The following is a 6,876-nucleotide window of genomic DNA, read 5'->3' as shown; positions in this document are numbered from 1 at the left end:
ACCAAAGACAACTGGTTACAAAAGACCTTTGCAATCTTCTTCCTGATTGCATGGTGTACTTTAACATTTGTAATGCTTAATTATTTCGTGTTTCAAACCATTGAATTGCAAGATTGGCAAATTGCCTTTATCAGCAGTATAAACGGTGGAATATCCACTAAACTAAGCACGATTATCGACTTCCTTTTTGGAGGTTCAATAAGTGGAGTAAATGATGTAAAACTGAAATCTAAACGATCATGAAACATATAAAAACATTTGAGGAGCTTTTTGATGGCGTTATCAAGCACGAAGGATATTATGCCAATGTAGAAGGCGACCGTGGTGGTGAAACCTATATGGGTGTTGCCCGAAATCTACACCCAGAATGGAATGGTTGGGATTTTATTGATGCCTACAAAGAGACTTACGGCAAAATACCTTGGAATAAGCACATTGATATCCCTAAATTGGAATGTATGGTAAAGGATTTTTATTACCATACATTTTATAAGAAATACAGTATTGATGGGATATTACACGGCTCTTTACAGGAGATTATATTTGATTGGTGTGTTAACAGTGGCTATTGGGGAAGCTGTGGTGTTCAAAAGGTATTGAACCGCTTCTTCGATTGTGAACTTAAATTAGATGGAATAATTGGTAAGAATACTGTTAAAGCAATTAATACTTGTTGTTCAGAATCACTGTTTAATGCAATTAAATCTGCACGTATTCATTACTATAATACAATTGCTCAGAGAGGGCAAAATCATAAGTTCTTGAAGGGTTGGCTGAGACGGATTGAAGTGATTGTTTATTAAAAAAAAATCTTTGGTTGCATTTCCTATAATAGCATATGAATCAAGCATGTAGCCTGTCTTCTTGAAGTAAAAAAACTTTTTTTTCGTTTTCTGCTTTTTTTAACTAAAAGGCACTACTCTGATATTGGTTTTTAGCTTATTTTAGGCCAATAATTAATTGAGTTAATGGTAGTATTTAATTTGTTTATGAAATAATTATTCAAAATGCTTCTAATAATTGATAACCAGAGTGCTTTTATAAAGAAATTCAAAAGGCAATTTCTTTCGGAGCAGGATTTTGATTATGTATTTTTTGATCATAATCAACCAATCACCTTATCAGCAAAAACCAAAATTAAAGGGGTGATTCTATCAGGAGGTAAAGGTAACCCTTACGAACCCTTAAATCTTACGTCTAATTTTGTTGCTTTGATGAATTTTAATGTACCCATACTTGGTTTCTGTCTGGGACATGAGATTATTGCGGTAAGCTACAGAGGGCGCATTAAGAAACTAGCCGAATATCATGGTAAAAAAGAAATAATTACCATCACCAAACCTGAAGATCCCATATTCGAAGGGTTAAATAAGAACGAAGTGTCTCTGGTAAAACGCCACTCGTTCCATGTTTCTGAACTTCCTTCTAGCTTTGAAAGTATTGGTAATTCAGAAACTTGTACCAACGAAATTATAAAACATAAAACCAAACCTATTTATGGTTTTCAGGCACATCCTGAGGTATCGGGTGCAGATGGAATGTTAATGGTAAATAATTTTTTAAAAATTTGTAATATCATATAACAGTTTTTTTAGGTAAATACAGTACAACAGAATACGATAATTATAATAATGAAAGTAGCATTAATATATAACAAAGATATTAGTGGGGTAATCAATACCTTCGGCATGCAGAACAAAGAGTTCTACAATGAGAAAACAGTTAAAAAAGTGGCCGAAAGCCTTGAGAAAGCCGGCCACAATGTGGCTGTGTTAGATGGAAATAAGCAAATTATTGAACGCCTTGAAAACTTTATGCCCAGCGTAAACGAGGGTGAGCAAATGGGTATGGTGTTTAATATGGCTTATGGAATACAGGGCGAAAGCAGATATACGCATATACCTAGTATGCTAGAGATGCTCGGTTTGCCTTATGTGGGCTCATCACCATCGGGCCATGCTTTGGCATTAGATAAAATATTAACTAAAATTATTTGGAAAAATAATGGCCTACCAACTCCTGACTTTTGGGTGTTTAACAACCACGAAGAAGATATGTCGGCGGTTAAATTTCCTGTAATTGTTAAACCTAAAATGGAAAGTGTTTCCTTTGGTCTGAAAGTGGTTTATAATCAAGAAGATTTAAGGGAAGCGGTACATTTTATCGTTACTGAGTTTAGTCAACAAGCCCTGGTGGAGCAGTTTATTAGAGGCCGAGAGTTTTGTGTTGGATTAATAGGTAATTCCCCTGTGGAATCGTTCCCAGTGCTCGAAATTGATTTAGACGGAGATCCTGATGCGATTCAAACCGTCGACGACAAGCAAAAAAAGCCCAAAAAGAAAGTATGTCCGGCAAATATATCTGAAGCATTAGCTGAGAAAATGCAGAAAATCAGCATCGAAGCATTTAAGGCTCTTAATTTAAGAGATTTTGCTCGTGTAGATATTCGATTGGATGAAGACGATAATATTTATTTATTGGAGATAAATTCAATGGCAAGTTTGGGTGAAACAGGATCGTATCCTACCGCAGCAAAGGTATCAGGCTACGATTTTGAGGCTTTGGTAAATAAAATGTTAGATGTGGCATCGGTACGTTACTTTACCAATACAATACCATTAGCTAATAATACCAAACAAAATTCCAAAGCCAATCAAACATCACGTATACGCACCTTTATTAAAACCAGACAGCAACGTACAGAAAAGTTGCTACAAAAATTGGTTGATACAGATACATATGTGCGAAATGTTGAGGGCGTTAATTATTGCTCGGGTTTAATAAGTGCTGAATTAAGCCAGTTAGGATTTACCCAAGAAATATATCCGCAACTCGAAGTGGGTAATATTCTATATTTCTCTAATTCGTTTAAACCAGAAGTAGATTATTTAATCGTTCAATCAATTGATAACCGCATTAAATTAGCACAACACGAAAACTACAACGAACAAGAGCAATATCTTGAAGGAACAGGTGTGTGGGAAAACAAAGGTGGCACGGCCATTTTAATTTCAGCATTACAGGCTCTTAAGTTTTCTCGAAACCTGAAAAAGCTGAATATTGGTATTCTTTTAGTATCTGATTCTACTATCGATGGGCGTTACTCAAAACCTATTATTCAGCAAAAGGCAGAAATGGCTAAAACGGTCATTTCGTTAAGTGGCTCTTCTAAAAAAGGAGGATTGGTATTATCTCGTTCTGGCTCGGCTATGTATCGTCTGGAAACAAAAATGATAAAGAAAGACAACCCCGAGAATGTATCAAGCACGGCCATGAATTTTAATAAAACACTAGCCTCAATAACCGATATATCACAAAACGATAGCAATAATATTATTGCTCCGTTTGATATAGAATTTAAGAGTAATATTTTTAAAAATTACGCTTATGGTTCTGCTGGTATTAGTGTTAGATATAATTCAGCTGATGTACTAGAGCAAATTGAAAAGAAGATTAAAAAGATATTAACGGCACAAAAAAGAAGCAAAACATATCAGATGAAGATAGAGGGTGGCTTAAAACGTCCAGCTATGTCAGTTTCTGATCAGACTAAGGATTATTATAATTCAATCGTAAATTTGGCCAAACAAATTGATGTGCGTATAACAGAAGAGCACCGTTGGAGTTCGGCCGATATTTGTCATATTAAAAAAGATATGCCTATTATTGATGGCCTAGGCCCTGTTGGGGAGTATCTGCCTTCAAATAACGAACGTATTATTAGACATAGCTTAATTGAACGAGCACTACTTTTAGCTTTGATGTTAAAAAAATAAGCATATAAACAAAAACCTCCAACAACACTGTTATTGGAGGTTTTAAAATATTATTTATACCATTTACAATATTAAAAGTAAATATGTTCCACTAAAATTTTAAAACCTAGCCCAATTAACAAAAGACCACCAAATATTTCAATTCCCTTGTTAATCTTGTTGCCAACTTTCTTACCCAAAAATACGCCTGTAAAAGAAAAAACAAAGGTGGTTAACCCGATAATGATCATAGCCAGCCATATATTAATTTCAATCAAGCCAAAACCTATTCCTAAAATCATAGCATCGATACTTGTTGCTAAAGCCATTCCTGCTAACAATAGGTTGTTTGTAGGTTTTGTATCAACTTTTTCGGTACTGTTTTTTACGCCGTCGTAAATTAACTTCCCTCCTATTCCTAACAATAGAATAAAAGCCACCCAATGGTCGTAGTCCTCAATAATATCTTCTAAACTATTACCAATTAACCAGCCAATAAATGGCATTGTGCCTTGAAAGAGTGCCATAAAAGTAGCCACTTTAATCACATGTCTTAATCGAATGTTTTTTGAACAAGCCCCCATTGTTATACTTGCTGCAAGGCTATCAATTGATAAGCCAATACTCATCATAAAAAGAGAAATAGTACCCATAAATAAATAATAAAGGCCGCAAAGATAATATAAATACCTAATTCGGATTGATTAGAAGTTATAAAGGATACTAATGAGCTGATTTTATTATTCTTTCTATATCCAATAAAACAAAGTATTTCAGCCGATTATATTTAATTAAAATAGAAGTAAATATACTTTGCAAAATAACGCTTATACATATGTAACTTATATTATCATGTTGCGTAATCATGAGCACATATTAACACTATATTTTTAAACCTCAAAGATGAAAAAGATTATTTTATTTATGCTAGCATCAGTGCTTTGCATTAATGTGTTTGCTCAAGATTTTGATATTACCAAGTTACGTGCAGGTGGTGGACTAGTTTACGCTACAGATATTGGTAATATAGGTATCAACCTTAATGCAGCTTATAGCATTACTGAAGAGTGGGAAGGTGCATTTGCTTTCAGTCATATCTTTAGAAAAGATTATACATCATTCAACGTTATCGACCTAGATGGACACTACATTTTTCACGTTGAAGATGAGAAATTGAGTTTCTATGGTATAGGTGGTTTGGGTTTTACATTTTGGAATGTAGATGTACCAACACAAACAATAACTGAGAATGTGCCTATGTTTGGGGAAATGACCATGGAAGTTCCAGGTTATAAAGACAATGGTAGCAAAGTAGGATTGAACATTGGTATTGGAGCCAATTACAAACTAAGCGAAACACTAAACTTAGCACCTGAGATGAGATATACTATTATGAACGGTGGATATCTACGTATAGGTGCAAGCGTTCAATATCTGTTCTAAGAAACATCTAAAGTAAAAAGAGAATTAGCCATTACATTAAATTGTAGTGGCTTTTTTTTTTAAGCTAAATCAGCGTAATCGATTCTCAATAATTACATAGGATATATTTAAGAAAAAATCTACTTTTGCAGCTGTGAAGGCAATACAAAAAATAGGACTCATAGCAGCTGTAGTAATTATAATGATGCACAATTTTGTGGGTCATAATGATCACGAAGGCCATTTTCATGAGAAGCCTCCACACGAAGAGGGCATTTTAGAATTTCTGAAGGATGTTTTCGCTTTTGTAGGAGGCGATGAAACCATCGAAAACATTACAAAACATCAGAAAGATGAATATAGCAATGTTGTTGTATGCACTAACATCTTACCTTTTATAAACTGCCAGTTTGTTTTAGAAGAAATCAATACCATACCTTTAGGCGATACTTATCATTACTGTCAATCTTTTTCAAAGGTCAGTAAGTATTTAAAAAAGAGTAATCATTTCCGAGGCTCCCCATACTTTCAATCATAACTTTTACAATTTCAACATTTAGCATATATCACTTATTGTAGTATTAATAAGTCGGGTTATGCCTTGCCGTGTTGAAATTACTTCTAGTAACACCTTTTTTAGCATAAAGGTGCCTATCGTATCATACATATTGCGCTTTGCGCACTAAACAATCTTATAATGATCAACAGAATAATATCATTCTCCATTGAGAATAAATTTATTGTGCTGCTTTTTACTATGGCTTTATGCATATGGGGTATATTTGCCATGAAAAATCTTTCGATTGATGCAGTACCAGATATCACCAATAACCAAGTACAAGTAGTAACCGTTTCGCCATCATTAGCTCCCGAAGAGGTAGAGCAATTCATTACTTTTCCGGTGGAAATGGCCATGGCCAACATTCAGGGAGTTGATCATATTAGATCCATATCACGTTATGGATTATCGGTGGTAACCATCGTTTTTGATGAGACTTTTCCTCTTTTGGATGCCCGTCAGTTGGTTAGCGAAATGCTAATAACAGCTTCTGACGAGATACCTGCCGAATATGGAACACCCGAGCTAATGCCAATCACAACAGGTTTGGGCGAAATCTATCAGTATACACTTGAGGTAGAGGACGAATTTAAAGACCAATATACCATTACAGAATTACGTACTATTCACGATTGGATTGTAAAACGACAATTATCGGGTATTAAAGGTATTGTTGAAATAAGCGGTTTTGGAGGTTATTTAAAACAGTATCAGGTGGCCATAGACCCATCACGACTAAATCAATTTAACATAACCATTGAGGGTATTATAACGGCACTCGAAAATAACAACCAAAACACGGGTAGTGGTTATGTCGAAAAGGGGGATCGTGCTTCCTACATTAGAGCAGAAGGTTTGTTAAGAAGCCTTGAAGATATAGAAGGTATTGTGGTAAGTACCCCTAATAATATTCCGATTTTAATGCGCGATGTGGCCAAAGTTAACTTCGGCAGTCCAGTGCGTTATGGTGCAATGACAAAGGATGGTAAAGGAGAAACAGTAGGAGGGATCACCCTAATGTTAAAAGGAGCCAATGCCAATAAGGTTATCGATAATGTAAAACAGCGCATCGAAAAAGTAAACAATTCCTTACCCGAGGGAGTAGTTATAAAACCCTACTTAGATAGATCAGATTTAGTA

8 protein-coding genes are annotated in these 6,876 nt (G+C 34.9%); 7 read left to right on the top strand and 1 reads right to left on the bottom strand.

All coding sequences use genetic code 11. The features are described 5' to 3' along the window. The 4 genes from A8B35_RS23460 to A8B35_RS21925 all read left to right on the top strand — a co-directional run. Positions 1–243, top strand: a 243-nt coding sequence (locus tag A8B35_RS23460) for a hypothetical protein (RefSeq protein ID WP_222844205.1), incomplete at its 5' end; no start/stop codon positions are given. Next, a complete protein-coding gene (locus A8B35_RS21935) occupies positions 240–803 on the top strand; it encodes a glycoside hydrolase family 108 protein (protein WP_075604036.1) in 564 nt (187 codons plus the stop codon). The genes A8B35_RS23460 and A8B35_RS21935, both read left to right, overlap by 4 nt. A 204-nt stretch (positions 804–1,007) precedes the next feature. Then, positions 1,008–1,583, top strand: a complete 576-nt coding sequence (locus tag A8B35_RS21930) for a glutamine amidotransferase-related protein (protein WP_075604035.1) — start codon at positions 1,008–1,010, stop codon at positions 1,581–1,583. 48 nt (positions 1,584–1,631) lie between these two features. Beyond that, entirely contained in the window at positions 1,632–3,776 is a 2,145-nt protein-coding gene (locus A8B35_RS21925; protein ID WP_075604034.1) for an ATP-grasp domain-containing protein, read from the top strand. A gap of 71 nt (positions 3,777–3,847) precedes the next feature. Here the strand turns inward: A8B35_RS21925 and A8B35_RS21920 are convergent, their stop codons facing one another. Then, the gene (locus A8B35_RS21920) at positions 3,848–4,408 is read right to left on the bottom strand and encodes a manganese efflux pump MntP (protein ID WP_075604033.1); all 561 of its coding nucleotides are present in this window, start codon (positions 4,406–4,408) and stop codon (positions 3,848–3,850) included. Between the two features lie 250 nt (positions 4,409–4,658). Between A8B35_RS21920 and A8B35_RS21915 the strand changes: the two genes are divergently transcribed. From A8B35_RS21915 to A8B35_RS21905, 3 genes are all read left to right on the top strand, one after another. Beyond that, entirely contained in the window at positions 4,659–5,198 is a 540-nt protein-coding gene (locus A8B35_RS21915; RefSeq protein WP_075604032.1) for an outer membrane beta-barrel protein, read from the top strand. Positions 5,199–5,331: 133 nt separating this feature from the next. Beyond that, positions 5,332–5,715: a hypothetical protein gene (locus tag A8B35_RS21910; protein WP_139314981.1), complete on the top strand. Its 384-nt coding sequence runs from the start codon at positions 5,332–5,334 to the stop codon at positions 5,713–5,715. 159 nt (positions 5,716–5,874) lie between these two features. After that, on the top strand, positions 5,875–6,876 hold a 1,002-nt coding region (locus tag A8B35_RS21905), incomplete at its 3' end, for an efflux RND transporter permease subunit (protein WP_139314980.1).

Origin of the sequence: Saccharicrinis aurantiacus, assembly GCF_001660705.2 — a bacterium.
Lineage (GTDB): Bacteria > Bacteroidota > Bacteroidia > Bacteroidales > Marinilabiliaceae > Saccharicrinis > Saccharicrinis aurantiacus.
Note: the sequence above shows the minus strand (reverse complement) of the source record. Positions and strands in the feature narration are given on the sequence as shown.

What these genes read in the sequence shown, in the direction of transcription:
- A8B35_RS21920 (WP_075604033.1), bottom strand. Translation starts at nt 4,408, where the DNA reads ATGGGTACTATTTCTCTTTTTATGATGAGTATTGGCTTATCAATTGAT.
- A8B35_RS21930 (WP_075604035.1), top strand. Translation starts at nt 1,008, where the DNA reads ATGCTTCTAATAATTGATAACCAGAGTGCTTTTATAAAGAAATTCAAA.
- A8B35_RS21915 (WP_075604032.1), top strand. Translation starts at nt 4,659, where the DNA reads ATGAAAAAGATTATTTTATTTATGCTAGCATCAGTGCTTTGCATTAAT.
- A8B35_RS21935 (WP_075604036.1), top strand. Translation starts at nt 240, where the DNA reads ATGAAACATATAAAAACATTTGAGGAGCTTTTTGATGGCGTTATCAAG.
- A8B35_RS21925 (WP_075604034.1), top strand. Translation starts at nt 1,632, where the DNA reads ATGAAAGTAGCATTAATATATAACAAAGATATTAGTGGGGTAATCAAT.